Below are 26,577 nucleotides of genomic sequence, written 5' to 3'. Positions count from 1 at the left end.
ATCAAGAGAAAAAGGGAGTGTTCTCATGAAAAAACAAACCATCGTCCTGGCCGCACTGCTGGCCGCCACCGCTGCCCACGCCGAATCGCAGGCCCACGGTTACATCGGCACCGCCGGTGGCGTCTCGCACGCCAATCTGGACTGCACGGGCTCCACCAGCTGCGACACGAGCGACACCGGCGCCAAGCTGGTGGGCGGCTACAACTTCGGCAACGGCTTCAGCCTGGAAGCCGGCTACATCGCCTTTGGCAAGTTCAAGGCTGCGGACGCCACGATGTCCGTCGCCATCAAGCCGACCGCGCTCATGCTGGGCGCTGCTTTCGCGCTGCCGCTGAGCACCGACTGGGGCATGAACGTCCGCCTGGGCGTCGCCCAGGTGAAGACCCAAGCCAGCGCCACCCTCGGCACGTTGAGCGGCTCCGACTCCGAGAGCAAGGCCAAGGTCTACGCCGGGCTGGGCCTGACCTATGCCATTACCCAGAGCGTCAAGCTGGAGCTGGGCGTCGATTCGACCCAGGCCCAATTCGCTGGCGAAAAGGGCACGCTGCGCCTGGTCTCCCTGGGCGCGATCTTCGCGTTCTGATCGAGAACGCATCCCACTCGAAGGGCCGCCTCGTGCGGCCCTTTCTCATGGCTCTTCCTACACTGCGGCCATGGACTACGCCTCATTGATCAAGGAAATGGGCCGCGGCGCCCGAGGTGCGCGCGATCTGAATCGCGAGCAGGCTGAAGCGCTCTTCGGTGAGATGCTGGACGGCAAGGTGCCCGACATGGAGCTGGGCGCCATGCTGATCGCACTGCGCGTGAAGGGCGAGAGCGCCGACGAGGTGGCTGGGTTCCTGGCCGCAATGCAGGCACGAACGGCCCGCCTGGCCGCCTCCGACGGCCCACGCACCGTGCTGCTGCCAAGCTTCAACGGTGCCCGCAAGCAGGCCAATCTGATGCCGCTGGTCGCGCTGCTGCTGGCCCGCGAGGGCGTGCCGGTGCTGATCTTCGGACGGCACGACTTCGACAGCCGCCACAGCCCCTTCGAGTTGCTGGGCGAACTGGGGCTGCCCACCAGCGCCTCGCTGGCCGATGCCCAGACGCGGCTGGCGCGCGACAGATTGGCCGTCCTGCCTTTGCAGATGCTCAACCCTGGCTTGAACAGCTTGATGGCCTTGCGCCCCCGCCTGGGTGTTCGCAACAGCTCCCACAGCCTGGCCAAGCTGCTCGACCCCTTCCCGGTCGGCCGCGGTGTGCGTGTCGTCGCAGTGACTCATCCGGAATACCTCGACAGCATGAGCCACGCCCTGCCCACTCTGACCGCCGGCGGTGGCCGGGCGCTGTTGATGCGCGCCAGCGAGGGCGAGGCCTATGCCCATCTGCGCCGCAAGGCCCATCTGATCGGCTTCCAGGACGGCGACACCGCGCCCTTGCATCCGGCCGACACGGCGGATCTGGACTGGCCGCTGTCGCCAGCCTGCACGCCAGCCGAGAACGCCGCCCTCATCCGCGCCATGTTGGAGGGCCGCGAAACCGTGCCGCCGCGCATCCTGGAGCAGGTCGCCGCACTGCGGCTTCTCGCCACAAACTGAAGTTGCTTATTCGGCATGGGCATATAGCCCCAAAAATTCTGTAGTTCTTCCGCACCGCAACATTGCTTAGAGTCGCGCCCTCGGGTGGCATGGGCCGCCTCAGGGGACAGCGTGCTGGACGGAATTGCGATTGCAAGCGGATTGGGAGTCGGCCTCATCGTCGGGATCACCGGCGTGGGCGGCGGCTCGCTGATGACGCCGTTGCTGCTGTCCGTCTTCAAGCTCAACCCGGCGGTCGCCATCGGCACCGACCTGTGGTTTGCCGCACTGACCAAGATGAGCGGCTCCGTGGCCCACGCCCGGCATGGTCATGTGCATTGGGCCATCACCCGCCGCCTGCTGACCGGCTCCATCCCTGCGTCCTTGGCCACCGTGGCGTTGATGCACCTGACTGGCGTCACCAAGGGCTGGGCCTCGGCGCTGACCTTTTCGCTGGGCATCGCGCTGTTGCTGACGGCCGTCGTCGTCGCCTTCAAGAAGAGCTGGCTGGCGCTGGGCCTTCGGCTGGAGCGCTGGATTCCCGAAGCCCGCAAGCCGGCGCTGACCATCCTCAGCGGCGCTGTGCTGGGCGTGCTGGTATCACTGTCTTCCATTGGCGCCGGCGCCATCGGCGCGACGCTGATCCTGCTGATCTACCCGCGCATGCAGGCCCGCGACATCGTCGGCACCGATATTGCCCATGCCGTGCCGTTGACGCTGGTCGCTGGCATCGGCCACGCCACGCTGGGCAACGTCAACTGGACGCTGCTGGTGCCGCTGCTCATTGGCTCTTTACCTGGCATCTGGCTGGGCGCCCAATTGACCCGTCGGCTGCCCGATGGCGTCGTGCGCAGCCTGCTCTGCGTTTCTCTTCTGATGGCCGGCTGGAAGGTCATCCACTAATCATGTATCGCTACACCGACTTCGACCGCCGCTTCGTCCACGCCCGCGCCGCGCAATACCGCGACCAGCTCGAGCGCCACCTCGCCGGCACCCTCGGCACCGACGAGTTCCGCGCGCTGCGCCTGCAGAACGGCTGGTACATCCAGCGCCACGCCCCCATGCTGCGCGTGGCCGTGCCCTATGGCGAGCTGTCCTCGCGCCAGCTGCGCCAGCTCGCCAAGATCGCCCGCGAGTACGACCGCCAGCCCGACGGCCCGTTTGCCGGCCAGGGCGGCTACGGCCACTTCACGACGCGCCAGAACCTGCAATACAACTGGATCCCGCTGGTGGACAGCGCCACGGTGATGGAGCTGCTGGCCGAGGTCGACATGCACGGCATCCAGACCAGCGGCAATTGCATCCGCAACATCACCAGCGACGCCTTCGTCGGCATCGCGCCGGATGACATCGTCGATGCGCGCCCCTACTGCGAGATCCTGCGCCAGTGGAGCACCCTGCACCCTGAGTTCGCCCACCTGCCGCGCAAGTTCAAGATCGCCGTCAGCGGCGCTGCCGAAGACCGCGCGGCCATCGGCTGGCATGACATCGGCCTGCAGCTGAAGAAGAACGCCGCTGGCGAAGTCGGCTTCCAGGTGCTGGTGGGTGGCGGCATGGGCCGCACGCCCATCCCGGGTGTGGAGATCAACGCCTTCGTGCCCTGGCAGCAGATCCTCGTCTACATCGAGGCCATCGTGCGCTGCTACAACCTGGCCGGCCGGCGCGACAACCTCTACAAGGCCCGCATCAAGATCCTCGTCAAGGCCGAGGGCCAGAAGTTCTTCGACGCCGTCAACGAGGAATACCGCCGTATCCTGGCCGACGACAACGGCGGCCACGAGCACATCATTCCCCAGGCCGAGCTGGACCGCGTGGCGGCCTGCTTTGTCGACCCGGCGGGCGTCGCACCGATCGCCGAGCCCGTGCTCGACACCAGCGATCCGGCCTTCACACGCTGGCTGGCGCGCAATGTCGACGGCCACCGCGTCGCCGGCTACCGCGCCGTGACGCTCAGCCTCAAGCGCGTCGGCATCGCGCCGGGCGATACCAGCGCCGACGTGATGGACACCGCCGCGGCCCTGGCCGACCAGTTCAGCCATGGCGAGCTGCGCGTCACCCACCGCCAGAACCTCGTGCTGCCCTGGGTGAAGGCGTCTGACCTGCCCGAGCTCTTCCAGGCCGCCCGCGCCGCCGGCTTCGCCACACCCAACGCCCGCCTGCTGACCGACCAGATCGCCTGCCCCGGCGGTGACTTCTGCGCGCTGGCCAACGCCCGTTCGCTGCCGCTGGCGGCAGAGATCGCCGAGCGCTACCAGGATCAGGATGAGCTCGAAGACCTCGGCGAGATCGACCTGCACATCAGCGGCTGCATCAACAGCTGCGGCCACCACCACAGCGGCCACATCGGCATCCTCGGCGTCGACAAGGACGGCACCGAGTGGTACCAGCTGACGCTGGGTGGCAGCGACGGCACCGTGCTGTCGGGCACGACGGTGGCCGGCAAGGTCATCGGCCCGAGCTTTGCGGCCGACGAGATCGCCGACGCCATCGATGCCGTCATCGACACCTTCAAGCGCGAGCGCTTGGCTGGAGAACACTTCGTCAACGCGGTGAAGCGCCTGGGCCTTGACCCCTTCAAGACGGCGGCCAACGCCGTTCGCGTCTCGACCGCGAAGGCCTGATCGATATGAAGTTCATCAACGCCACCACCTGCCCATGGAAGCACGCCATCGGCGAAGACGGCCCCAAGCCCGATCCCGATCCGGCGCCCAACCGCCTGCTCTCGCTGGAGCAATGGCATGCCGTGAAGACCCGCTGGCCTGCGAACACGCCGGTCGCCATCGAGTTCCCGAACGATGCCGACATCAACCAGCTCGCTCCCGACCTGGACCGCATCGCCGTTGTCGTGCTCGACTTCCCGAAGTGGACCGACGGCCGCGCCTACAGCCAGGCCCACATCCTGCGCAGTCGCTTCAAGTTCAAGGGCGCCATCCGCGCCCGCGGTGAAGTGCTGGTCGACATGATGCAGTTGTTGACCCGCACCGGTTTCGACGAAGCCGTCATGCGCGGCGACCAATCCCAGGCCGCCGCACAGAAGGCCTTGGACCTGTTCGCGCCGGTGGGCTTTTACCAGGGTGATGTCGGCGAGACGCGCCCCTGGTTCCTGCGGAGTGCGGCGTGAACACCGAAGTCAGCAGCCTGCCCTGGGCCGCCGCGCCTGCGGCCGGCAATGCGATTGGCCTCTACGCCAAATGGACGCCCGCGCTGGACGCCAAGATCGAAGCCGCGCTGCAGCGCCTGCGCGACGCAAGCATCGAGCATGGCGACGGCCTGGTGCAGAGCAGCAGCCTGGGCGTGGAAGACATGGTCATCACCGACCTGATCGCCCGCACTCAGCTGCCCATCGCCATCGCCACGCTGGACACCGGCAAGCTGCACGCCGAGACGCTGGCGCTGATCCCGCGCATCCGGGAACGCTATGGCCGCGAGGTCGAGGTCTTCAAGCCGGCGGCCGACGCCGTCATCCAGTTCGTCCGCAAGGAGGGCGAGGAGGCGATGTACAAGAGCATCGAGCTGCGCAAGGCCTGCTGCGGCCTGCGCAAGATGGAGCCGCTGGGCCGCATGCTGAAGGGCCGTTCGGCCTGGATCACCGGCCTGCGCCGCGAACAGAGCGGCGCGCGTGGCGACGTGGCCTTCGATGAAGACGACGGCAATGGCCGCCGCAAGATCAGCCCCATCGCCGACTGGACCTGGGCCGAGGTCTGGGCGTATGTTCAAAAATACGAGGTTCCGTACAACCCGCTGCATGACCAGTTCATGCCCTCGATCGGCTGCGCACCCTGCACGCGCGCCATTGCGGTCGGTGAAGACTTCAGAGCGGGCCGCTGGTGGTGGGAAGACTCCACCAAGGAATGCGGCCTGCACGCCAAATCATGAATGCTGCTGTGAAACCCGAACAACTCATCGCCGACGTCGACCACGCCCATCTGGATGCGCTGGAAGAGGAAGCCATCTTCATCCTGCGCGAGGTGGCCGCGAGCTTCGAGCGCCCTGCCCTGCTCTTCTCGGGCGGCAAGGACAGCTGCGTCGTGCTGCGCCTGGCCGAGAAGGCCTTCAAGATGAAGAACGCGGCGCACCCGAGTGGTTACTCGGGTCATCTGCCCTTCCCGCTGGTGCATATCGACACGGGCCACAACTTCCCCGAAGTCATCACCTTCCGTGACCAGCGCGTCGCCGACATGGGCGAGCGCCTGGTTGTTGGTCACCTCGAAGACTCGATGGCCAAGGGCACGATTCGGCTCTCCCACCCGCTGGAAAGCCGCAACGGCCACCAGACGGTGACGCTGCTGGAGACCATCGAGGAGCACAAGTTCGACTGCCTGATCGGCGGCGCCCGCCGCGACGAGGAGAAGGCGCGCGCCAAGGAGCGCATCTTCAGCCATCGCGACAGCTTCGGCCAATGGCAGCCCAAGGAGCAGCGCCCCGAGCTGTGGACGCTGTTCAACACGCGCATCCGCCCGGGCGAGCATTTCCGCTGCTTCCCCATCAGCAACTGGACCGAGCTGGACGTCTGGCTCTACATCGCCCGCGAGAACATCCCGCTGCCGCAGATGTACTTCGCGCACGAGCGCCAGGTCATCCGCCGCAAGGGTCTGCTGGTGCCGCTGACCGACGTGACGCCGCCGGAAGAAGGCGAAACCGTCGAGACCGCCACCGTGCGTTTCCGCACCGTCGGCGACATGACCTGCACCTGCCCGGTCGAGAGCCCCGCCGCCAACGCGAGCGAGGTCGTGGCCGAGACGCTGACCGTCACCGTCAGCGAACGCGGCGCCACGCGCATGGACGACCGCACCAGTGAAGCTTCCATGGAGAAGCGCAAGAAGGAAGGGTACTTTTAATGACCGCCCCCACGTTCACTTTGTTCACTGCCCCCCGAGGGGGCGTCGCGGCCCTTCGGGCGGCCGGGCGGGCCGCGCGATGAAGGCGCTGCGATTCCTCACGGCGGGCTCCGTTGACGACGGCAAGTCCACGCTGATCGGCCGCCTGCTGTTCGACGGCCAGGCCATCCTGGCCGACCAGCTCGACACGCTGGAGCGCCGCGCCGCCGGCCGCCCGATTGATTTGAGCCTGCTGACCGACGGCCTGGAGGCCGAGCGCGAGCAAGGCATCACCATCGACGTGGCCTACCGCTACTTCGCCACCAAGACGCGCAAGTTCATCATTGCCGACGCGCCGGGCCATGAGCAGTACACGCGCAATATGGTCACGGCCGCAGCCGGCAGCGATGCCGCCGTCGTGCTGGTGGACATCACCAAACTGGACCTGACGCAGGACGAGGTGGTGCTGCTGCCGCAGACGCGCCGCCACTCGCTGCTGGCCCAGTTGCTGCGCGTGCCCAGCATCGTCTTCGCCATCAACAAGATCGACGCGCTGGACGACGCCGGTGCGGGCTTTGCCAAGGTCAAGACGGCGCTCGACAAGTTCGCTGCCGCCGCTGGCCTGAACGTGGCCGCCACGGTGCCGGTGAGCGCGCTGCGCGGTGACAACGTCACCCAGCCGCTGGATGCACCGTGGTGGAACGGCGAGAGCCTGCTGCAGGTGCTGGAGCGCCTGCCCACGCTGAGCGAGCGCGCCGACGCGCCGCTGTCCCTGCCCGTGCAGTACGTGCAGAAGGACGCCTACCAATCGAATGGCACCGGCGTCCAGCCGCGCGTGCTGTGGGGCCGCATTGCCCACGGCGCAGTGAAGGCGGGCGACACCATCGAGGTGTTGCCATCGAAGCAGACGGCTGTCGTTTCCGAGGTTCGCCTGGCCGGCGAGGCCGTGCCCAGCGCCGAAGCCGGCGACTCGGCCGGCCTGGTGCTGGACCGCCAGCTCGACGTCAGCCGTGGCGACTGGATCGTCACGCCGGGCAGCGCTGCGGTCACCAAGAACTTCTCCGCGACGCTGGCCTGGCTGGACACCGAAGCCGCCAAGCCTGGCCGCAAGTACTGGGTGCGCCACGGCAACCGTTGGGTGCAGGCGCGCATCTCGGCCATCGACTCGGTGCTGGACATCAACACGCTGACGCCGCAGGACGCCCACGAACTGCCCGTCAACACCATCGGCCGTGTGCAGATGGAAGTGCAGCACGAGCTGCCCGTCGAGCCCTTCGTGGACAACCGCGTCGGCGGCGCGCTCATCGTCGTCGACCCTGCCAGCCACCGCACCAGCGGTGCGCTGCTGGTGGACGTGCAAGCCGCTCCGGCGGAAGAGGCCTGGTGATGAGCCAAGGTCGTGTGATCTTCGTCAGTGCCGGCCCCGGCGCCGCCGACCTGATCACGCTGCGCGGCGCGCGGGCGCTGGGCCAGGCCGATATCGTGCTCGCCGACGCGCTGGCCGACCCGGCCCTGCGCGACCTGGCGCCGCAAGCCAAGTGGATCTCGGTCGGCAAGCGTGGCTTCGAGCATTCGGCCAAGCAGACCGAGATCAATGCGCTGCTCGTCAAGGCGGCGCAGGAGCACGCCCTCGTCGTGCGGCTGAAGGGCGGCGACGCCAGCATCTTTGGCCGCCTTGAGGAAGAACTCATCGCGCTGGCCGAGGCCGGCATTGCGACCGAAGTCGTCCCTGGCGTGACCGCGGCTCTTGCCGCCGCCGCCCAGGCGCAACGCCCGCTGACCCGCCGCGGCCGCGGCCGCAGCGTCTCGCTGACCACGGCGATGACCGAAGCCGGCGAACTGCGTGCCGCGCAGAGTGCTGACACCGAGGTCTTCTACATGGCCGGCCGCCAGTTGGCCGCCCTTGGCCGCCAGTTGCTGGCCGCCGGCTGGGCGCCGGACACGCCGACGCTGGTCGTCAGCCGTGCCGGCTGTGCCGATGCCATCACCAGCGAGCACGCGCTGGCTGACCTCGCCCACGCGGCCCTGCTACACCGCGGCCGCCCCACGGTCGTCACGGTCGGGACAGGAGCCAGCAGCGTCCGCGCGCAGGATCAAAACCACGCCGACCTTAAAATCGTCGTTTCGCCCGAATCATTGCCCATCGGGGCGCCCCTTACTTCCCAGAGCCGCTCATGACCCACGTCGTCACCGAAGCCTGCATCCGCTGCAAATACACCGACTGCGTCGACGTCTGCCCGGTCGACTGCTTCCGCGAAGGCCCGAACTTCCTCACCATCGACCCCGATGAGTGCATCGATTGCGCGGTCTGCATTCCCGAATGCCCCGTCAACGCGATCCTGCCCGAGGAGGACGTGCCCGGCGATCAGATCCACATGATCAAGATCAACGCCGACCTCGCCAAGGGCTGGCCCAGCATCACCAAGCGCAAGCCGGCGCTGCCGGACGCCGACGAGTGGAAAGACAAGACGGGCAAGCTGCCCGAGCTGATCCGCTGAGTTTTCTTCTCTCCTCATGCAGGCAGTCCAGATCAGGCCCGACGCCGTAGAGACCGATGCCGTCATCGTCGGCGCCGGCCCGGTCGGCCTGTTCCAGGTCTTCGAGCTGGGCCTGCTGGAGATCAAGGCCCACATCATCGACAGCTTGGCCTATCCCGGCGGCCAGTGCATCGAGCTCTATCCCGACAAGCCCATCTACGACATCCCGGCCGTGCCCGTGTGCACCGGCAAGGAACTGACCGATAACCTGCTCAGGCAGATCCAGCCCTTCGGCGCGACCTTCCACCTGGGCCAGGAAGTCACCGTCGTGCAAAAGCAGGACGATGGCCGCTTTCTGATCGAGACCAGCAAAGGCACGCAGCTGCTGGCCAAGGCCGTCTTCATCGCTGGCGGCGTCGGCAGCTTTCAGCCGCGCACGCTGAAGGTCGACGGCGTCGAGCCCTACGAGGGCACGCAGGTCCACTACCGCGTCAAGGCACCGAACCAGTTCGCCGGCAAGAACCTGCTCATCATCGGCGGCGGCGATTCGGCCCTGGATTGGGCGCTGAACTTCTGCGCCGCCAATCCCGACGGCAACCCGCACAAGGCCGAGAGCGTCATCCTCGTGCACCGTCGCGACGAGTTCCGCGCCGCGCCGGCCAGCGTGGCCAGGATGCGCGAACTCTGCGACGCAATGGAGATGCAGCTCATCGTCGGCCAGGCCACCGGCATCGACGAAGCGAACGGGCAATTGACCGGCGTCAAGATCACCGGCAACGACGGCATCACGCGCGTCGTGCCTTGTGACCAGGTGCTGGCCTTCTTTGGCCTGTCACCCAAGCTCGGCCCCATCGCCGAGTGGGGCCTGGCGCTGGAGCGCAAGCAGATCGTCGTCGACACCGAAAAGTTCGAGACCAGCGTGCCGGGCATCTTCGCCGTCGGCGACGTGAACACTTACCCGGGCAAGAAGAAGCTCATCCTGAGCGGCTTCCACGAGACCGCGCTGGCGGCATTCGGCGCGGCGCCGTATGTGTTCCCGGACAAGCGCATCCACCTGCAGTACACGACGACGAGCCCCAAGCTGCACAAGGTATTGGGCGTGGAGTCACCGGTCTTCGACTGAAGGCATCGGACCTGCGAAATGACGCCACAGCGGCGTTGCAAAGGCTAGCCGTAGCGCTGCTACTGTCTTCACCTTTGCGCCTTGCTGCGACGCCATTGCGCAAGCCTGGCGAGAGCCTCAATGCGGCCTGCGCGGCTTTGCCGTTTCGGCATCGCCATAGGCCAGCCCTGACTCCCAGACCTCCCGCATGCGCGACAGCAGCTCACGCGGGATGCGTTCATCGGACTTCGCTTCCTGCAGCGCCTGCTGCATGCCCTGCGCCAGGCGTTGAAGCACGGTGGCCGGCGCCTTCACATTGCAAACCTTGGTGCCAAAGGCGAGCAGTTCCTGAGTCGTCGGATAGGCCTTGCTCGTGTGCTTGCCAGCAAAGAGCTTGAGCGCCAGCGTTCGGTCCTCAAGCTCGGGGCCACCGGCGTACTGTGTGTAGCGGTAGATGGCCGTCGTGACGACATCGAACATCGGCGCCAGCCAGATGTCGCTGGATGAGCGGTACAGCAGGCCAAAGTTCTTCAGATGCGCGTCGCCATTGCGGACCATGACGGAGAAAGCGACCTGCTCGAAGAAGCGGTCGAGGTCGGCTTGCGGCAGTTGCAACTGCCTCAGCAGCCCCGCGATGCGCTCGTAGCTGCCGTGGTATTTACGGTCTGAAAGCGTGTCGCGCACACGCTGACCAGTTAGCGCCGCAATGTCCTCGAAGCCGAGGCGCTCTACCGTGCCGTCAGGCATCAGAACGGTGTCGAAGCGCTCCAGCACCAGCATCTGGCCGTCATGCGAAAGGTCAAACACCGACGTCTGGATACCGGCCAGGTTGGCCGCGCGCAGACACAGGTATTCGTTGGCCGCCAGGCCGGGATAGGCCTCGCTCGCTGCCTTCACGATGAGCGTCGGAATGGGTACCGCAATCCGTACCTCGGGCACCATGATCTTGGGCTGCATGCCGGCAATGCCGGCGCCGGTGCTCAGGTAGGCCGCCACCAGGTCGCTGAACACCTGGGGCGAGTAGGCCATGCCAAGTAGGCTCTCCTTGCTCAGCGGCACCGCTGGCTGCGGCGCGTCGGCACCGGGGATGCGATAGCCGAGGCGACCAATGCCGTTGTCGCCGATGAGGGCGAGCAGGTGCATGGCCGTGGTCTGCTGCTTGGGGAACAACGCCCGGATGCGCATGAACAGATCGCCCTCGGGCAGGTTCTGGTCCATGGGCGGGAAGAGGTCACCGTCCGTCCACGTGAGCCTGGCCGCCGCCGGCATCAGCAGCGCGACGGACGGCTGCTCGGCGGACGCCTCCAGGTACCGGAACTCGTAAGTCGACGCCTTGAGCAATTGGCCCGCACCCACGCGCGACCCGATGGACACATCGAGCTGCGCGATGCGCTCAGGCAGCATCGTCATCTTTGTTGAAGGCCGCAGCCACCTCCTCCATCGTCGGCAGGCCGGCGGGCTCCAGACGCATGGCCAGATTCAAAGAGCGCAGCACGTCGAACAGCGACGACACGGAGGCCTCCTCGCCGCCCTCCAGGCGGTAGATCACTTCACGCACCCGCCCCGCCCGCTCGGCCACGGCCTTCTTGCTCAGGCCCAGCGCTTCGCGCCGCTGCTGCAGCAGGTCGCCAAGTTCGGCGGGAAGTCGAACACTGCCAGTCATAGCTTGCATTTTCTATAAATATCAGAATTTTGCAAGCCATGACTTGCATGCATCACTGCTGCAGATCTGCAGCGAGCCGGGCCAAGTCGCCAAGCGCGAAGGCCGGAACGCTCCGTAACCCATAGAATCCGACCCGCGCGCCGCCCCGTGTGGCGCGTCTTCGCTAGGGGTGTTGATGGCCTGGCGCCATCGACTGAGACAGTCCCTTTGAACCTGATTGAGGTAATCCTCGCGCAGGGAAGCACGCTGAAAGCCCAGGCCGAATCTTCGTCTCCCGCCTCTGGGCCCTGTCGTTTGCCGACCTGCCATCGCTTTGCAATTCGATGGCAAACCACCGTATTTCTCTTTCCATCCTCGCCGCAGCCTCCGCGCTGCTCGTCACCGGCCTCGCTTCGGCCCAGACCCTGCCCCAGGTCAGCGTGACCGGCAAGGCCACCGAGGCCGTGCCCAGCCTGTCGGGCTTCAACGACCCGCCGGCCAAGCTGCCGATGCAGGCGCTGAGCCTGTCGGCCGAGCGACTGGAGGAGCTCGGCATCACCCAGCTCTCGGGCATCACCAAGCTCGACGCTTCCATCTCCGACGCCTACAACGCCGTCGGCTACTGGTCGCAGCTCAAGATCCGCGGCTTCGATCTCGACAACCGCTTCAACCTGCGCCGCGACGGCCTGCCCATCACGGGCGAGACCGCGCTGTCGTTGGTCAACAAGTCCGGCATCGAGGTGCTGAAGGGCAGTTCTGGCATGCAGGCCGGCACCAGTTCGCCGGCCGGCATCGTCAACTTCGTCGTCAAGCGCCCGCTCGCTGAAGACGGCACGGCGCTGATGCTCGAAGCCATCCAGGGCGGTTCGGTGCAGGCGAGCGTTGACCACTCGCAGCGCTTTGGCGCCAACCGCGAGTTCGGCGTGCGCGTCAACCTCGCCGCGGCCCATCTGGACCCGACGCTGCGCGACAGCAAGGGCCGCTCGCACACCGCAGCGCTGGCCACCGACTGGCGCATCAGCCCCGACACCCTCGTCGAGGCCGAGGTCGAATTCAACCGCCAGAGCCAGCCCAGCCAGCAGGGCTTCAGCCTGCTCGGCAACCGCCTGCCCGACGCCAAGAGCGTCGACCCCAACCTGAACCTGAACAACCAGCCCTGGAGCCTGCCCGTCGTCTTCGACAATACGCACGCCTCGCTGCGCGTGCAGCAGAAGCTGGCCGGTGAATGGCGCGCCCAGGCGGCGCTGGGCATCCAACGCCTGCGCACCGACGACCGCCTGGCCTATGCCTACGGCTGCAGCGACGCCAATGGCGACTACTACGCCGACCGCTTCTGCCCGGACGGCAGCTACGACCTCTACGACTTCCGCAGCGAGAACGAGCACCGCGACACGACGGCGCTGGACGTCTCCGCCAGCGGCCCCGTGCAGCTCGCCGGCCTGCGCCATGACCTCACCGTCGGTGGATTGAGCAGCCAGTTCAAGAGCCGCTTCCAGCGCCAGGCCTACAACTACGCGGGCACCGGCAACGTCGACGGCAGCGCCGTGACGCCCGCCGCGCCCGACCTGACCGACGAGAACACCAACCGCGACGAGCGCAGCAACGAGCTCTACCTGCGCGACCGCGTGGCGCTGAGCGCCGACACCAGCGCCTGGGTGGGCCTGCGCCATACCCGCCTGCATCGCGAGAGCGTGCGCACGGACGGCTCGCGTGCAACGGATTACTCACAGGGCGTCACCACGCCCTGGATCGCGCTCAGCCACGCCATCGCCAGCGACTGGCTGGTCTACGCGAGCTGGGGCCAGGGCATCGAAAGCGAAGTGGCGCCCAACCGCAAGCGCTTCGTCAATGCCGGCCAGGCACTGCCAGCGCTGAAGAGCCGTCAGACGGAGATCGGCCTGAAGACCGGCACGCAGCGCGTTGAAGGCTCGCTGACCGTCTTCGACATCCGCCGCCCCGCGTGGCGCGACATCGTGCTGCCCGGCTTCACGGAATGCAGCGCCGACAACAGCTGCGAGCGCCGCGCCGACGGCTATGCCCGCCATCGCGGCATCGAAGCCAGCGCCGACCTGAAGTGGAGCGGCGGCGGCCTGTTCGCCAGCGCCATGCGCTTGCAGGCGCGCCGCCAAGGCAGCGCCGACGCCAGCCTCAACGGCCTGCAGCCGCCCAATGTGCCGGAGACGACCCTCAAGGCCCATGTGCGCCAGGACCTGCTGCCCGGCCTGCAAGCCCAGCTCGGCATCCGCCATGAGGGCAGCCGCTTCGCGACGCCCGACAACAGCACCGCCGTGCCGGCGTGGACTGTGGCCGACGCGGGCCTGCGCTACATGCAGGGCGTGGGCAACCAGACCTGGATCTGGCGCGTGGCCGTCGACAACCTGACCAACCGCCGCGCCTGGCGCGAGTCACCCTGGCAGTTCGAGCACAGCTATCTCTACCCGCTCGCACCGCGGACTTTCCGCACGAGTCTCGAGGTCCGGCTCTGAGGCCCCTGAAAGAACTGCTATAGTCACGGGCTCTGTTCCTCGATAGCTCAGTCGGTAGAGCGCCGGACTGTTAATCCGTAGGTCCCTGGTTCGAGCCCAGGTCGGGGAGCCACAGAAAACCCGCAAAGGCTGGCCCATCGCCAGCCTTTGCAACAACAGCGAGCCGCAACCGCACGGCAAGCAAAAATACCGATCAATTCCTCGATAGCTCAGTCGGTAGAGCGCCGGACTGTTAATCCGTAGGTCCCTGGTTCGAGCCCAGGTCGGGGAGCCAAATCAGAAGCCTCGTTGCGCAAGCAGCGGGGCTTTTTTCTTGTCCAACCGAGAACGAACCGATGAGCACCCTGCCCGCCTGCCCTCAGTGCCAGTCTGCGTACACCTACGAGGACGGCGCTCAGCTGGTCTGCCCCGAATGCGGCCATGAGTGGTCGGTCGAGGCAGCTGCTCCGGCCGCCGACGAAGTGCGTGTGATCCGCGACGCGGTGGGCAATGTGCTGCAGGACGGCGACACCGTGACGGTCATCAAGGACCTCAAAATCAAGGGCTCGTCCCTGGTCGTCAAGGTCGGCACCAAGGTCAAGAACATCCGGCTGACGGATGGCGATCACGACATCGACTGCAAGATCGATGGGATCGGCGCCATGGGCCTGAAGTCGGAGTTCGTGAAGAAGGTGTGAGCACCCCGCGCTGACCGACATGCGGGCTCACGGATCGGACATACACCTGTGAATCCGTGGGTCCCTGGTTCGAGCCCAGGTCGGGGAGCCAAATCAAGCCTCATTCGTGCAAGCGGATGGGGCTTTTTCTTGGCGTCGATGTCAGCCCTCGCGCAAGCCTGTCCTCTCGCAGACGCCGACCGCCAGCCAAACGCCCACGAACTGGCACAGGTGCCGCGAGAGTTGCCACTGAGACAAAGGGCCAGCCAAGCGGCCACACGCGCGCCACATTAGGGAGGGCGTCAATCTTGGCGGCCACTATCCTTTGCACGGCAATAAGGTCACGTTCGAGCTGACGGTTACCCCATCCCTGAGCCGCCCCCTGGCTGCTCGGCACGCTGGGCGCACGGGCCTTGCTGTCGCGCCGGCGGCTTCTGCCGGTTCGCCTTTAATTCGGAGATTGACATGGCCGCCTTGAAGAAATTCCTCCTTGCCGTTTCGACGGTGGCAGTCATGGCTCCGGCGTATGCCGAGAGAGATGTCTCCATCCCGCTGCTCCCGCCGAATTCCTTGGTGGGGCAGATCCAGATCGCGGCTTTCCAGCCGTTCGGCCAGTCGTTTACGCCCACGCTGCCGAGCGTCGGAACCATCTCGCTGTGGGTGATCAACATGAACATTGACTCCCAGCTGGCGCAGGACAAGACGCTGACCTTGAATCTGTATGCCGGAGAAGGTTTCAACGGCCCCGTGCTGGGGAGTTCAACGGTCAACGTCGACTCGCGCATCGGCACGTTGCAAGGCTGGGTAGGGCTCGTCGAGTTCAACGTCGGCAACGTCGCGGTGCAGAGTGGCCAGCCGTACAGCTTTGAAGTCAGTGCGGCGTCCGCGCGGTACGGCGTCTACTGGTCGAGTGAGGGGAACTACGCTGGCGGCAGCGCCATCCTGCTCGGCACGCCTTCGGCGACGGATCTCTATTTCGGTGTCTCGACGGTGCCGGAGCTTGCTTCCTACCAGCTTCTGCTACTGGGCCTGGCTTCAGTGGCCGGCGTGCAATTCATGAGGCGCCGAGATCGCCGCGGGTTGGACTGCTGATCACAACGCCGCGCTAAGGCCCAAGACCGGCGTACTTCGCCGAGTTGCGCCAGACACGCCAACACTTGGACGACTCATGCACGCTTGGCTTGAACGTCGCGAGGCGGAGCTGCGTGCCTAAAACATTACGGATCAGCGGCGCCGCCCCGCGCGCAACCGCACACCAGCAAGCCAGCCGCCGCCGATCAGCAGCAGCGCCGCCATGCCCGGCTCCGGAACTGCGGTGACGTTGAACGTCAGGTCGCCTAGAGGCTCGCTTTCGAAGGCGTTGAACATGTGACCGCCGGGATAAGCGTCTTCGCCGACTACGGAGTAGTAGGACACCCCGAAGCGTTCGTCCGATGCAGTGAGCTGAAAGGAATAGGTTTGCCCTGGCTGCAACTTCACGGCTCCAAGGTTGAAGTCCACCAGCGCCGCGCCGCCTGTGTCGCCAAGAAGGGCCCGCACATCCACGCTGCTGGATGCGAGCAATGCGCCGCCGCTGCCCTCACCCTCGTACAAGCTCAGAGAGACAAGGCTTCCCGGCCGAGACTTGTTCATGTTGCGCAACTCGACGCCAATGGTGTCGATGCGCGTACCGACCGCGGTGAAGGTTTGCCCGGGCATGAACGGGTACATCACACCGAAGCCCATCGACTGTGGTTGGTCTATCACCACCACCGCGTGCGTCGTGGCAGGCGCCAACGCAAGTGCGAAAAGCGTGCCCATCAGAAGAGGCAGACGAGGGACAAGCCGGCGGGTTTCAGCTTTCATCATCGACTCCTTGAGAACTAAGGCATCGCGCAAGCTTAGCTGGTTAGGGCCGCCATGAGGTTCGTGGACCGGCCTCTGCGAATGTCGTCACCCATGCCTCACTGCGCTGCTCTCATCGACGAGGTCCTCGAACTTTGCGCCAACATCGCCATGAGATGCCCGCGTCGCAGGGCCAACCGAAGACAGATTGATTCTGGTCTGCGCCAGCATGCGAACCACCACGCTCGACGAGCCGGTGAAGACCAGGCCCCTTACGGTGCGATGTCGGATTGCATGCCAGCCAAGTCAACGCTGTGAGCGGCGCACCCGAAGCATCAGCACGACCAGCCCGAATGCCAGCAGACCCACGCTGCCCGGCTCAGGAACCGGGCTGGCAAAGGACTTGGCGAAATCGGCGCCGCTGCCTTCGCTCAGCGCAGTAAAGGCGACGGCATTGCCGTTGGCATCCGTCAGGCCCGATATGCCACCCCAGGCCACGGTGTGAGACAAATCGGTGCGAAAAGCAGCGTCACTGGCCGAGCTGGCGCCGAACACATAACCCACCGAGGCAGAAGCGCTCACGGTGCCGGCAAAGTGCAGCGCGATCGGCGTGCCGAAGGCAAAGCTGACAGCGAACGTCTGGTTGCCGAACTCTCCATTGCTGGACTCGAACAGGGCGCCGTTGCCGTTGCGGGAGATCGAATGATCACCATGCCAGGCGGCGCTGGTTGACAAGGGCGACCCCGGCAGATAGCCCGCGTTCAATGTGACGTCGGCCGTCCACTGCCCGATGACGGACCAGTTGCCACTCACGTTGCCGTTGCCGCCGATGCTCCCCGAGGCACCGATCGAGAAGGTCAGCAGCCCCAAGGCGCCGGGGCCGCACAGACTCAGGTTCTGGCAATTGACGGCATTGATCGTGAATGCATCGTCAATGCTGCCGCTGGCCGAACTGCTGCCGTTCACGGACATCGCGGCGCCATTCGTGCTGGTCAAGTTGGCGCTGGCTTCGGCCAGCAGATGCAAGGCGCCCAGGTCGGCGGAGGCCGAGGAATTGGAGCGGCCCAGCCCCGTGGACACCGCCGCCCCGCCGCCGGCCGCTTCGAATTGCGAAGACGTGGCCGTGAAACTGACTGGCCCCGTGTCCGCGTTGGAGTGGTAGTCGGTCGGGCCAGGGATATTGATGGTGCCGCTGCCCGCCGAAGCCGTGGCCGAGAATTTTGGCGGCGCCGCTTGCGCGGCAGCCCCGATCGACAACAGGCAGGCGGCCAGAACGAGTGCGGTTGAACGGGCCATGCCAATCTCCGATGTCGCTGAAGCGGCGGATTGACGCATGGAAACACCGCCCCGTATAGCGCCAGCCCGGCCCGCGTCGTCACTGTTGATGGCGCCAACCACCCTGTTCGGGTAATGGCACCCACCACGATTGAATTCGCGCCCGGCGCGCGATTTGACTAGATTCCCTCGGCCCGACCGTAACGCCGCAACCGAAGGAATTTATATGCATAGATCCTGGAGACTGCCCTCAATCGCCCTGCTTTTGAGCTTGCAATTCGTGGCGTCCGCAGCAGCGGCAGCGCCCTGCGACGGGTCGAGCGACCCCTGCACCATCGACCTCGGCCGTGCGTCGGCAAACTTCGCAACCGGCGCTGCGTCCTACTACGCGGAGGCAGTCTTGGTGAATGGCACGGACGCCTACTACGGCGCGAACCCGCAGTTCCTGCCTACGCTGCAAGTCACTCACTCGGCCGACAGCGACGGCTTCACTTTCCAGCCGCAGATGTACGCCAGCGTCGGTGGCAGTGGTATCCAGGGATTGTTTGAAGTCGCAGCCACGCTGCAGTTCACCGGTCTGTCATTCACTGCGGAACCGGGCTACCAGATCACCGGCCTTCAGGCCGTGGTGAAGGGCAGCTTCTCCCTGGTGGGCAACGGCTATGGGGGGCTGTCCTTGCCCGGCCCGCTCCAGTGGGTCGACCAGAACTTCACCGCCACGGTCCCACTCGATCCGGCCGCCGCTGACTTCCAGACCGGCTTCACGGTCGCGGCCAGCTATGTCGAGGGAGAAGACGGCACGGCGCTGTCGTACGGGACCGGCAGTGCCAGCATCGACAGCGTGGCTTTCATCGTCAGCATCTCACCCGTGCCCGAGTCTGGCTCGTGGGCCCTGCTCGCAGCCGGTGGAGCACTGTTGCCGTGGCTGGTGAAGCGTCGGTCACGGCGTTCGTGAGGTGGACCATCACTAGCACTTTGCCTCGTCGAAGGGTGGACGCCGGAATCCCGTCCGGCGTCTCCGACCAGTCAAGTAACGGACGACGTGGTCCTCTGGCTACAACAACGTGGGCAGCAAGGCGGGCTGGCCCGCCGAAGTGCAGCGCGCCTTCGAAGCCTTTGCGCGGCGGCGGCGGCTTCTCCGTCACGAAGCGTTGAACCATTGGTCAACGCGGCGGAACCCACGCCCCAACGCTTCTCTCCAAATGTCCCGCATGGCGCGACTCAAAACCGACTTGTCATCACCTTGCGGCGCTCCCGCCGACGCGACGGCCCGCTTCTACGATGGTGCAGCGGCTGGCTACGATGCCCTGGTTGATGGCCGAGACGACAACGTGGCGGTCCGGTTGTCGTTCTGTGAGCGCGTGGTGTCCATCGCTGGGCCGGGCGGGGTGATCCTGGATTTCGGTTGCGGTACTGGCACCGATGCGGCGTGGTATGCCGCGCGTGGGCACCGCGTCATCGCCTACGACGTCTCGCCCGGCATGGTGGATGTGCTGAGAGCGCGTTGTATCAACGAGATTGCGGCTGGGCGCATCACGCCGGCGGTGGGCCCGCTGGCCGCAATGGAAAACGCGCTTCAGGGAAGCCCTCCGGTTGCAGCCATTTCCGCCAACTTTGCCGTGCTGAGCCACGTGCGCGAGCTCAAGCCGCTGCTGCAACGGCTCGCGTCGCATGTGAAACCGGACGGGGCACTGGTGGCGAGTGTCCTCAATCCGTTCTACCGACAAGACATGCGGCACGCCTGGTGGTGGCGAAGCGCATTGCGTTCGGTCCGGACGGGAGCGATCGAGTTGAAGGGCAAGGTCACGTCCTACCGGCATTTCGTCAGCGCCATACGCGAAGCGGCGGAACCTCATTTCGCCCTTGTGGAGGTTCGCGCAGCCAGTCGTAGCGCGCTGCTAGGGGCGTTCGATTCAAACTTCCTGTTTATCGTTCTCCGCAGGCGGCCATGAGGCATTTGCTGTCCTTGTTGCGCAGCGGTAAGGGCCTGCGCTACGCGCCTGTGGTGTATGCCGATTCTGCGGAGTTTGCACTTCGAGTGGTGCTGCGAGGGCTGCCCAGCGGGCCCGTTGACGTCAGTGGCGACCACTGTCCCGTGTCCATGCGCCCCTTCGTTCTGGGGGTCCGCTTGGCGGCGAAGAATGTCGATCAAGGTGCCCTTGCGCCGTGCCCATGGCTGGAGATCTACCCGCCGAATTCTGAAACCACACCCTTGGCGCGGCTGGCATTGAAATCGGTCGGAATGCTGCCGATGAAGCAGGGCGCCCTGTACCTTTTTGAAGTGGCGCGCACGATGAACCGCTGCCTGCCGCGACCCACCTTGTGGCTCCGGTACTTGCTGGCCTGGCAAAACGCCCGGACCGCTGCTCGGCGAGGTGATGCGCTTCGCATGTCTGCGCGAGACCTGCGCGCGCTGAATGCCTACTACATCGTGGCGAGGCCGGTTTTTCTCGTGGGCGTGGGGCACGACAAGCGGGAGGACCTGTTCCCCATGGACCTCGTGGGCGCGCTGTCGTCAGGCGAGTACCTGCTGGCCCTGCGCGCAACGAGTCCGGGCGTTGCGCTCATGGAAGCCTCCAAGCGCATTGCCATGAGCAGCGCGCCCGCCGAGCTGCTTGAGGCCGTCTACGCCCTCGGAAACCGGCACCGCCAGCCCACGCTTGACCTGAACAAGTTGACCGTGCCGATCTCGTCGTCGCCGCTATTCGGGCTTCCCGTGCTGGATCAGGCAGGGCTCGTTCGTGAACTCTCCGTTGAGAGGGTCGAGCGAATCGGCTCGCATGTATTGTTCATTGCTCGCATCGAGCACGAAGCCGGGCTCTCAGGGCGGCAGCTCGCCCACATGAGCGGGACCTACATTGAATGGCTGCGGCGCAGTCAGCGGGGCTGCGAAGTGCTGGCGCCCTTGTAGAGCGCCACAACGGGAAGGAAGTTCGTCACTTTGGCGAGCCGGAGATGCATTGCGGCACGTGCTACCCGGCTGGCGAATTGCCGGGCACGGGACCTCGCGCTTGTAACCGCCCGGCGACCATCTCCAATACTTGGTCCGCCTGGGCGATGAGGGCTGGATCGTGGCTGACGATGAACACCACGGGGCGGCCGGGCGCCTGGCGCAGCAGGCTGACGAGGGCCTGTGAACTGGCGCCGTCGAGGTGGTTGGTCGGCTCGTCCAGGATCAGCAGCCGCGGCGCGCGCAGCAGCACCCTGGCCAGGGCCACCCGCTGGCGCTCGCCACCGGACAGCGGGCTGCCGCCCGGGCCCAACCGGGTGTGCAGACCGTCGGCCCACGCGCTCAGCCGCGCGTCCAGACCCAGCGCATGCGCCATGCCTTGCACGGCCTGTGGCGTGACACCGGGCGCCGCATAGGCCATGTTGTCGTAGACAGTGCCGGCGAACAGCACGGCGTTCTGCGGCAGGTAGCCCACGCCGCGCCGGAACGCCGACCGATCAATCTGCGCCCACGGCACGCCATCGACGCGGATCGCGCCGCCATCGGCTTCGGCCAGACCGAGCAGCAGACGCAACAGCGTCGTCTTGCCCGCGCCGTTGGCGCCGGTCACCACGGTCACGCGCCCGGGCTCCAGGGCAAGATCGACGTCGCGAACCAGCATTCGTTTGCCGGCGCGGTGGCTCACGCCTTCCAGCGTCATGCGCCAGTGCGTCGGCGGCACACGGCCGTGATGCGCCGGCCCAGGCGGCATGGCCAGCAGCTGCTCGATGCTGTCCAGCGCCGGCACGCCCTGAGCCATCTCCTGCGACGCGCGCAACAGGCTCTGCAAGGCGCCGCGCAGCGCCAGTAGCAGGAACAGCACCGACGCCAGCTGCGCGCCCGACACTGCGGCACCGCCGGCCATGGTCAACCAGACGACGAGGCCCAGCAGCGCCAGGCCCAGCACCAGCGCGTCGAGCTCGGCTGCAAAGGTCTGCATCCTGGCCAGCGCACGCGTCAACGCATGGGTGCGCGCAACGCTCTGCCGGCAGGCTTGACGCTCGTGATGTTCGTTCGCCTGGCTGACCGCCAGCTCGTGGCGCAGGACGGTGCCGCCCAACTGCTCATACAACTGGTCGATGGCAACGTGCGCGCCAGCCATCTGGCCTGCCAGGCGACGTGAAAGCTGTCGCCGTGTCAGCCCCAGCAGCGCCAGTGCGAGGATCAGCGGCACGGCCAGCGCCGGCAGCATCGCCGCGATGCCGCCCAGGCACAGCAGCACCAGCATGGCTCCGGGCAGCAGGGTGCCGAAACAGGCCCGGGCCATCTGACCGAGCAGCTCGCCATGGCGCGTCATCGCCATCACGAAAGGCTCGACGCCCTGTTGATGCACGATGTCCACCGGCAAGTCCAATTGCCGCTCGACCAGCCGCTCGCGCACATGGGTCAGCCCGTCCTGCACGGCATCGATGACGAGACGCTGCCCGACATAGCCCAGTGCTGCTGCCGCCAGCAAGGCCAGGCAGGCCACCACCGCCCAGACCGCGACTGCGTTGCCGCTGACGGCGCGGCCGATGGCGATCGACACCAGCAGCAGCGTGCCCGCCCGCAGCAAGGTGGCCAAAAGCCCACCACACAAGGCCACCGGTCGCACCGCGAATAGCCGCCACAGCGAGCGGACCACCCGCCCCGGCTGCCAGGCGGGCTGCGGCGCAACCTGCCGAGGGCGGCGAGCCAGCGAGGCGACGTCGGGTGGCGTCGTCGTCTGCGCATTGAAGGAGTGTTCGGACATCAAATCTCGGCCCGAGGCTGGGCTCGGCGATGGCATAGTGGAAACAGCTGGGCGAGGCGGACAAGACAGTGGGATGGCAGGACATGGGCGGCAAAGTGCAGTTGCGTTTCATGCGCCGCCATATCCAGGCCTGCCTCGCTGCTGGCCAATGGCGCAACAAGCCCCGGCCACCCGAACATCCCGATGCCGGACTGCATCAGCGCGGCGCTGAACTGCAAGCGCAGACGCTGGCCCGCTTCAGCCGGGTTCGGGCCGCCTGCGGCGAACGGGTGTTGCTGGTGACGCCGCCATCGCCGGCCGGGTGGGTGTGGTTCGAGGATCTGCGATGCGCGCTGCAACACATCGGTGTGGTGGTGCTGCGCATCGACGATGAACAGAGGCTGACGCCGGCGTTGGCGGCCGACTTCCGGCCGACGCTGCTGCTGGGGCTGGACACCGACCGGCTGCATCAACGCTTTCAGGCCACCGGCATGGACCACCCGTCGCGTTGCACGCGGCTGCTGATTCCCGCGCGCGACGTGGCCGAATCGTGCGCACCGCTGAGTGCGGCCGAGGCGCGGCGGCTTGATCGCACGGCCAGCGGTGCCGGCGCAGACCTGCTGCTGTCGCTGCATGCCGAGCCCTTCATGCAGCGTTCGGCAGTTGCATGGATGCGCCTGGGCAAGCCTTTCGTGTGGCTGCCTCAGGCGGCCAGCCCGTTCCGCGACCGGCCACATGCCTGCGAGCGCGTGTTCGACTACGCGCACTTGTCGGTGGCCAATCCGCAGCGGGTCCGTGCCGTGTGGCACACGATGCGCCATATCCTCGCGCGGCACCACGGCCTGTTCGGTGAGCTTGAGACGTGGGGGTTCGGCGTGCCGCGGCTGCCGGTCGATGAGCATGCTCGCCACCAAGCGATGGCTCGCGTGTCGCTTGCCCCTTTGGTTGCTCCGCTGCTCGACAGCGCCGCAGACTTGACCCAGCGCGTCTATGCAGCGGCGGCCAGCGCCACCTTCCAGATCACCGAACTCAGTCCCCTGACCCGACAGCATTTCGATGAGGATGAACTCATTGCCGTGCCGCGAGGACCGACGTCGATGCGCGATGCCTTTGATCGCTGGCTGGATGATCGCCCGGCGCGTGAACGCGTCGCCGGTCGCGCGCTGGAGCGGGTGTACCGGGATCACACCAGTCTGCACCGCGCGGTGCAGCTCATCGACGAGGTCCGGGCTAGGCGCTGAGCGATGAAGTCGAGGCTCCATTTGCCCCTCCTGCTGTCAAGGCCGGCCCAGCCGGTCCAAAGCTCCTCGGTTGCCGGCGCACCCACAACACCCCGCCGATCGGCATGATGGCCGCGATCATCCAGGCAATGACGCTGGGATGCGGATCCAGGGTCAAGATGCCCACTTCCGCAAGGTAGAACCAACCCGCCGCCAGCATGCGATGGCCGTGGGCTCGCCAGCGCGGCCCCGGCGCCGTGCGCAGATCGTTGACCGCAAGTGCACCTTGCGTCAGTGCAGACCAGGGAAAGGCGATCACGTCGATGAGCCGGTGCGAGTTCAGCAGGCCCCAAGTGCCTGCCAGCACGCCGGCCGCCACCAACAAACCCACCCAGCCGAGTGCGCGCACGACCCAGCGCGAACGAAGGAACTGAGCACCGGCACTCAGGCACAGCACCAGAGGTTGCAACGAGGTCACGGCGCCGAATGGGTTGCGGGCGTCCACGGCAATGCCCACGGCCAACACCATGCTGGCCACGACCAACCCCATGAAGGTGCGGCCGATCAGCCTGTGATGCCGGCGCCAGGCACCGGCATAGGCCGCTAGCGCGGCCAGCCAGCAGAGCATCGCCCCGCATGACAACACCACGTGGATCTGGATGATCAGCCCGCGTGCGCTCACCGGACGTCCTCCAACGCCGGCACCACTTGCAGCATGGCCGCCCATTCCAGCCAGCTCCGGCGCCTACCCCGCAATTTCAACTGCAGCCCATGCACCTTGGCCGCCTGGCGAATGCCATCCTCCTGGCAATCTTCTGACAGCACCATCAGCACCTCCGTGTGCGTCAGGTCCAGTGCCGCCAACTGCTCGAACAGCGCATGAAAGTACTCGAACCCCACCCCGCAGAACCAAGCGCGCTCCGGCATCGAGCGCGGTGAGCGTGCGTAGTAGGGTGGGTTGATCACCACGCAATCCAGCGTGGACGTGCGGATGCCTGCCAGCAGGTCGGCCACCACCACCGTCAGCGCCAGCCCGTTGGCCTGCGCATTGGCTGTGGTATTCGCCGCCGCAACAGGATTGATGTCCGACGCAATGACCTGAGCGCCGGCCTGCGCCAGTGCCAGGCCGATGACGCCACTGCCGCATCCCATGTCGAGCACGCGCCGGCCCGGCCATGGGCCAGGACCCTCGTCCGAGAGCAGCCAGCGGACGAAGACGGCCGAGCTGAGCGTCGGCCCCGGTGGGAAGACGCCCGGGTCGATGCGCAGCCGCAAGCGGCCCAGGCGCCAATGCTGCGCGGTGCGACCGGCACGCGCCATGCGGCCCCGCAGCCACGGCGAGACGGCCCGCCGCACCGGGCCGCGCAGCAGGCGTGCCAGCAGGCCATGGGGCGGCAGGCCCCAGCGCGTTTCGGGGCCGCTCACGCGGGTTGCATCCCATTGCGACGATGCCACCACATGCCCAGACGCGAGCGGCACCACGCCACGCGATGGGCCAGTGCGCGGGCGCCGAAGGGGCGCGGCGCGGTGCTCACGGCATGGGTGTGGGTGAGCAGGCGCACGGCATGGCGGTAGTAGTCATCGCTGTAGGTGCGCGGGTAGCGCCGGTCGCGGTCGCTGCCCTGATCGAACGGCGGCGACGTGGTCTGGTCTGCCACCTGGTCGTGGAACAGCGTGCCGCGGATGGGATACGCCAGCGTCACGGTGAACAGGTCCGGCCGCGCATCGCGCAAATAGCGCTCGGTGGCGACGATGTCCGATTCGGTTTCACCCGGGTAGCCGAGCATCAGGAAGGTGCCGGTCTGCATGCCCGCATCCGAGGCCGCGCGGATCATGGCGGTGACCTGCTCGACGCGGACCTGGCGCTGCATGGCATCCAGGATGCGCTGCGAACCGCTCTCGGCGCCGATCCACACGCGCACGCAGCCAGTGCGCGAGAGCAACTCCACGACGCGCTCGTTCATGCGGTCGGCCCGCGTGATGCATTCGTAGCGGATGCGCAGGCCCGCGGCATCAAGCGCTTCGGCAAACCCGGCAAGCCAGTTGTGGTTGATCGTGAACACGTCGTCGACGAACCAGAACTGATCGGGTGCGTAGCGATCCACCAGCGTGCGCAGCTCGGCCACCACATGCTGCGGCGAACGGCGGCGGTAGCTGGTGCCGTACACGGCCCGGCTGCACCAGGCGCACTTGTAGGGACAGCCGCGCTGGGTGCTGACGTTCAGCGAGGTCTGGCCATGGGCATCGCGCCAAGCCTTGAGGTATGGCCGCAGATCGATGCGATGCCGTGCCGGCTCGGGTAGTTCGTCCAGTTCAGGCACGAAGCGGCGTTCGCCGGTGAACACCGGCTGCCCCTGCGCATCGGCATGGATCAGGCCGGGGATGGCCGCCAGCGCCGCGGCATCCCTGCAGGCGGCTGCAGGCAGCCGCGCTACATCGGCCATCGTCTGCTCGCCCTCGCCGACCACCAGCAGGTGAGCACCATGGCTGAGGTAGTCGGCGGCGTTGTGGCGCACGTCGGGCCCGCCCAGCACGATGACCGGGCTATCTTCTGCGCCGCCCAGCGCCGCGATCAGCCGCAGCACCGAGTGCCGCGTCATCAACGTCACGTAGAAGGCCATCATGCGCGGGCGCAGCGCCCGCACACGCTGGACGAAGGTGTCGGCATCGAGAAACGTGGCGTCGACGACATGGTGGTCGACGCCTTCGCGGTCCAGCCATGCCGAGATGGAAAGCAGGCCCAGCGGCGGATAAGGCCGCATGATGCGCTGCTCAATCGCGTCATCGGCAATGAAATACCCGTGAGTGAGGATCAGGCTCAT

26 protein-coding genes, 2 tRNA genes and 1 riboswitch are annotated in these 26,577 nt (G+C 66.6%); of the genes, 20 read left to right on the top strand and 8 right to left on the bottom strand.

Going from position 1 to position 26,577, the window contains the following annotated elements; all coding sequences use genetic code 11:
* Window positions 1-25 precede the first annotated feature (25 nt).
* The 11 genes from AC1DW0_RS00710 (at window position 26) to AC1DW0_RS00660 (ending at window position 9,973) form a co-directional block, all read left to right on the top strand.
* Window positions 26-583: an outer membrane beta-barrel protein gene (locus AC1DW0_RS00710; RefSeq protein ID WP_056194856.1), complete on the top strand. Its 558-nt coding sequence runs from the start codon at window positions 26-28 to the stop codon at window positions 581-583.
* Between the two features lie 70 nt (window positions 584-653).
* Window positions 654-1,577: a DNA-binding protein YbiB gene (gene ybiB, locus AC1DW0_RS00705; RefSeq protein ID WP_477944460.1), complete on the top strand. Its 924-nt coding sequence runs from the start codon at window positions 654-656 to the stop codon at window positions 1,575-1,577.
* Window positions 1,578-1,691: 114 nt separating this feature from the next.
* Window positions 1,692-2,459, top strand: coding sequence for a sulfite exporter TauE/SafE family protein (locus AC1DW0_RS00700; RefSeq protein ID WP_457324646.1), 768 nt, complete (start codon window positions 1,692-1,694; stop codon window positions 2,457-2,459).
* Between the two features lie 2 nt (window positions 2,460-2,461).
* Window positions 2,462-4,177: a nitrite/sulfite reductase gene (locus AC1DW0_RS00695; protein ID WP_477944458.1), complete on the top strand. Its 1,716-nt coding sequence runs from the start codon at window positions 2,462-2,464 to the stop codon at window positions 4,175-4,177.
* Between the two features lie 5 nt (window positions 4,178-4,182).
* Window positions 4,183-4,677: a DUF934 domain-containing protein gene (locus AC1DW0_RS00690; RefSeq protein WP_477944456.1), complete on the top strand. Its 495-nt coding sequence runs from the start codon at window positions 4,183-4,185 to the stop codon at window positions 4,675-4,677.
* Window positions 4,674-5,432, top strand: a complete 759-nt coding sequence (locus AC1DW0_RS00685; protein WP_477944454.1) for a phosphoadenylyl-sulfate reductase — start codon at window positions 4,674-4,676, stop codon at window positions 5,430-5,432. Before AC1DW0_RS00690 ends, AC1DW0_RS00685 begins: the two co-directional genes overlap by 4 nt.
* Window positions 5,429-6,394 carry a sulfate adenylyltransferase subunit CysD gene (gene cysD, locus AC1DW0_RS00680; RefSeq protein WP_457446506.1) on the top strand — a complete coding sequence of 322 codons (966 nt, stop codon included), beginning with the start codon at window positions 5,429-5,431 and terminating at the stop codon, window positions 6,392-6,394. The genes AC1DW0_RS00685 and cysD overlap by 4 nt, the downstream gene beginning before the upstream one ends.
* 79 nt (window positions 6,395-6,473) lie before the next feature.
* Complete coding sequence (locus AC1DW0_RS00675; protein WP_477944452.1) at window positions 6,474-7,760, top strand: sulfate adenylyltransferase subunit 1; 1,287 nt, start codon at window positions 6,474-6,476, stop codon at window positions 7,758-7,760.
* Window positions 7,760-8,551 (top strand): uroporphyrinogen-III C-methyltransferase, encoded by a 792-nt coding sequence (gene cobA, locus AC1DW0_RS00670; RefSeq protein WP_477944450.1) that lies wholly within the window; start codon window positions 7,760-7,762, stop codon window positions 8,549-8,551. The genes AC1DW0_RS00675 and cobA overlap by 1 nt, the downstream gene beginning before the upstream one ends.
* Window positions 8,548-8,871, top strand: a complete 324-nt coding sequence (gene fdxA / locus AC1DW0_RS00665; protein WP_056194839.1) for a ferredoxin FdxA — start codon at window positions 8,548-8,550, stop codon at window positions 8,869-8,871. Before cobA ends, fdxA begins: the two co-directional genes overlap by 4 nt.
* A 16-nt stretch (window positions 8,872-8,887) precedes the next feature.
* Entirely contained in the window at window positions 8,888-9,973 is a 1,086-nt protein-coding gene (locus tag AC1DW0_RS00660; protein ID WP_477944448.1) for an NAD(P)/FAD-dependent oxidoreductase, read from the top strand.
* Window positions 9,974-10,090: 117 nt separating this feature from the next.
* Here AC1DW0_RS00660 and AC1DW0_RS00655 read toward each other — a convergent pair whose 3' ends face one another.
* Window positions 10,091-11,362, bottom strand: coding sequence for a type II toxin-antitoxin system HipA family toxin (locus AC1DW0_RS00655; RefSeq protein ID WP_477944446.1), 1,272 nt, complete (start codon window positions 11,360-11,362; stop codon window positions 10,091-10,093).
* On the bottom strand, window positions 11,346-11,615 hold the full coding sequence (locus AC1DW0_RS00650) for a helix-turn-helix domain-containing protein (RefSeq protein ID WP_477944444.1): 270 nt from the start codon (window positions 11,613-11,615) through the stop codon (window positions 11,346-11,348). Before AC1DW0_RS00650 ends, AC1DW0_RS00655 begins: the two co-directional genes overlap by 17 nt.
* Before the next feature lie 155 nt (window positions 11,616-11,770).
* Window positions 11,771-11,872: riboswitch (TPP riboswitch) on the top strand.
* A gap of 66 nt (window positions 11,873-11,938) precedes the next feature.
* Between AC1DW0_RS00650 and AC1DW0_RS00645 the strand changes: the two genes are divergently transcribed.
* The 5 genes from AC1DW0_RS00645 to AC1DW0_RS00625 all read left to right on the top strand — a co-directional run bounded on the left by AC1DW0_RS00645 (window position 11,939) and on the right by AC1DW0_RS00625 (window position 15,828).
* Window positions 11,939-14,080, top strand: coding sequence for a TonB-dependent siderophore receptor (locus tag AC1DW0_RS00645; RefSeq protein ID WP_477944442.1), 2,142 nt, complete (start codon window positions 11,939-11,941; stop codon window positions 14,078-14,080).
* Between the two features lie 36 nt (window positions 14,081-14,116).
* Window positions 14,117-14,192: transfer RNA gene (locus tag AC1DW0_RS00640), tRNA-Asn, on the top strand.
* An 86-nt stretch (window positions 14,193-14,278) separates the two neighbouring features.
* Window positions 14,279-14,354: transfer RNA gene (locus tag AC1DW0_RS00635), tRNA-Asn, on the top strand.
* A 61-nt stretch (window positions 14,355-14,415) separates the two neighbouring features.
* The gene (locus tag AC1DW0_RS00630; RefSeq protein ID WP_477944440.1) at window positions 14,416-14,757 is read left to right on the top strand and encodes a zinc ribbon domain-containing protein YjdM; all 342 of its coding nucleotides are present in this window, start codon (window positions 14,416-14,418) and stop codon (window positions 14,755-14,757) included.
* 444 nt (window positions 14,758-15,201) lie between these two features.
* Window positions 15,202-15,828, top strand: coding sequence for a hypothetical protein (locus tag AC1DW0_RS00625; protein ID WP_477944438.1), 627 nt, complete (start codon window positions 15,202-15,204; stop codon window positions 15,826-15,828).
* A 132-nt stretch (window positions 15,829-15,960) separates the two neighbouring features.
* Here the strand turns inward: AC1DW0_RS00625 and AC1DW0_RS00620 are convergent, their stop codons facing one another.
* Both AC1DW0_RS00620 and AC1DW0_RS00615 read right to left on the bottom strand, forming a co-directional pair.
* Entirely contained in the window at window positions 15,961-16,581 is a 621-nt protein-coding gene (locus tag AC1DW0_RS00620; protein ID WP_477944436.1) for a PEP-CTERM sorting domain-containing protein, read from the bottom strand.
* 285 nt (window positions 16,582-16,866) lie between these two features.
* The gene (locus tag AC1DW0_RS00615) at window positions 16,867-17,895 is read right to left on the bottom strand and encodes a PEP-CTERM sorting domain-containing protein (RefSeq protein WP_477944434.1); all 1,029 of its coding nucleotides are present in this window, start codon (window positions 17,893-17,895) and stop codon (window positions 16,867-16,869) included.
* Between the two features lie 166 nt (window positions 17,896-18,061).
* Here AC1DW0_RS00615 and AC1DW0_RS00610 point away from each other — a divergent pair, with 166 nt between their 5' ends.
* From AC1DW0_RS00610 to AC1DW0_RS00600, 3 genes are all read left to right on the top strand, one after another.
* Window positions 18,062-18,790, top strand: a complete 729-nt coding sequence (locus tag AC1DW0_RS00610) for a hypothetical protein (protein ID WP_477944432.1) — start codon at window positions 18,062-18,064, stop codon at window positions 18,788-18,790.
* 256 nt (window positions 18,791-19,046) lie between these two features.
* Window positions 19,047-19,787, top strand: coding sequence for a class I SAM-dependent methyltransferase (locus tag AC1DW0_RS00605; protein WP_477944430.1), 741 nt, complete (start codon window positions 19,047-19,049; stop codon window positions 19,785-19,787).
* Complete coding sequence (locus AC1DW0_RS00600) at window positions 19,784-20,746, top strand: hypothetical protein (RefSeq protein ID WP_477944428.1); 963 nt, start codon at window positions 19,784-19,786, stop codon at window positions 20,744-20,746. Before AC1DW0_RS00605 ends, AC1DW0_RS00600 begins: the two co-directional genes overlap by 4 nt.
* Before the next feature lie 61 nt (window positions 20,747-20,807).
* Here AC1DW0_RS00600 and AC1DW0_RS00595 read toward each other — a convergent pair whose 3' ends face one another.
* Window positions 20,808-22,556 (bottom strand): ATP-binding cassette domain-containing protein, encoded by a 1,749-nt coding sequence (locus AC1DW0_RS00595; RefSeq protein WP_162247786.1) that lies wholly within the window; start codon window positions 22,554-22,556, stop codon window positions 20,808-20,810.
* 83 nt (window positions 22,557-22,639) lie between these two features.
* Between AC1DW0_RS00595 and AC1DW0_RS00590 the strand changes: the two genes are divergently transcribed.
* On the top strand, window positions 22,640-23,776 hold the full coding sequence (locus tag AC1DW0_RS00590; RefSeq protein WP_056197291.1) for a glycosyltransferase family protein: 1,137 nt from the start codon (window positions 22,640-22,642) through the stop codon (window positions 23,774-23,776).
* Here AC1DW0_RS00590 and AC1DW0_RS00585 read toward each other — a convergent pair.
* Genes AC1DW0_RS00585 through AC1DW0_RS00575 form a run of 3 tightly spaced genes read right to left on the bottom strand, consistent with a single transcriptional unit; the run spans window position 23,766 to window position 26,577 of the window.
* A complete protein-coding gene (locus AC1DW0_RS00585) occupies window positions 23,766-24,437 on the bottom strand; it encodes a hypothetical protein (RefSeq protein WP_477944425.1) in 672 nt (223 codons plus the stop codon). The genes AC1DW0_RS00590 and AC1DW0_RS00585 overlap by 11 nt on opposite strands.
* Window positions 24,434-25,180, bottom strand: a complete 747-nt coding sequence (locus AC1DW0_RS00580) for a methyltransferase (protein ID WP_477944423.1) — start codon at window positions 25,178-25,180, stop codon at window positions 24,434-24,436. The genes AC1DW0_RS00585 and AC1DW0_RS00580 overlap by 4 nt, the downstream gene beginning before the upstream one ends.
* Window positions 25,177-26,577 carry a B12-binding domain-containing radical SAM protein gene (locus AC1DW0_RS00575; RefSeq protein WP_457354586.1) on the bottom strand — a complete coding sequence of 467 codons (1,401 nt, stop codon included), beginning with the start codon at window positions 26,575-26,577 and terminating at the stop codon, window positions 25,177-25,179. Before AC1DW0_RS00575 ends, AC1DW0_RS00580 begins: the two co-directional genes overlap by 4 nt.

Source organism: Roseateles sp. P4_D2 (assembly GCF_056401875.1).
The sequence above is the reverse complement of the archived record's forward strand: the minus strand, read 5'-3'. Positions and strand labels throughout refer to the sequence as shown.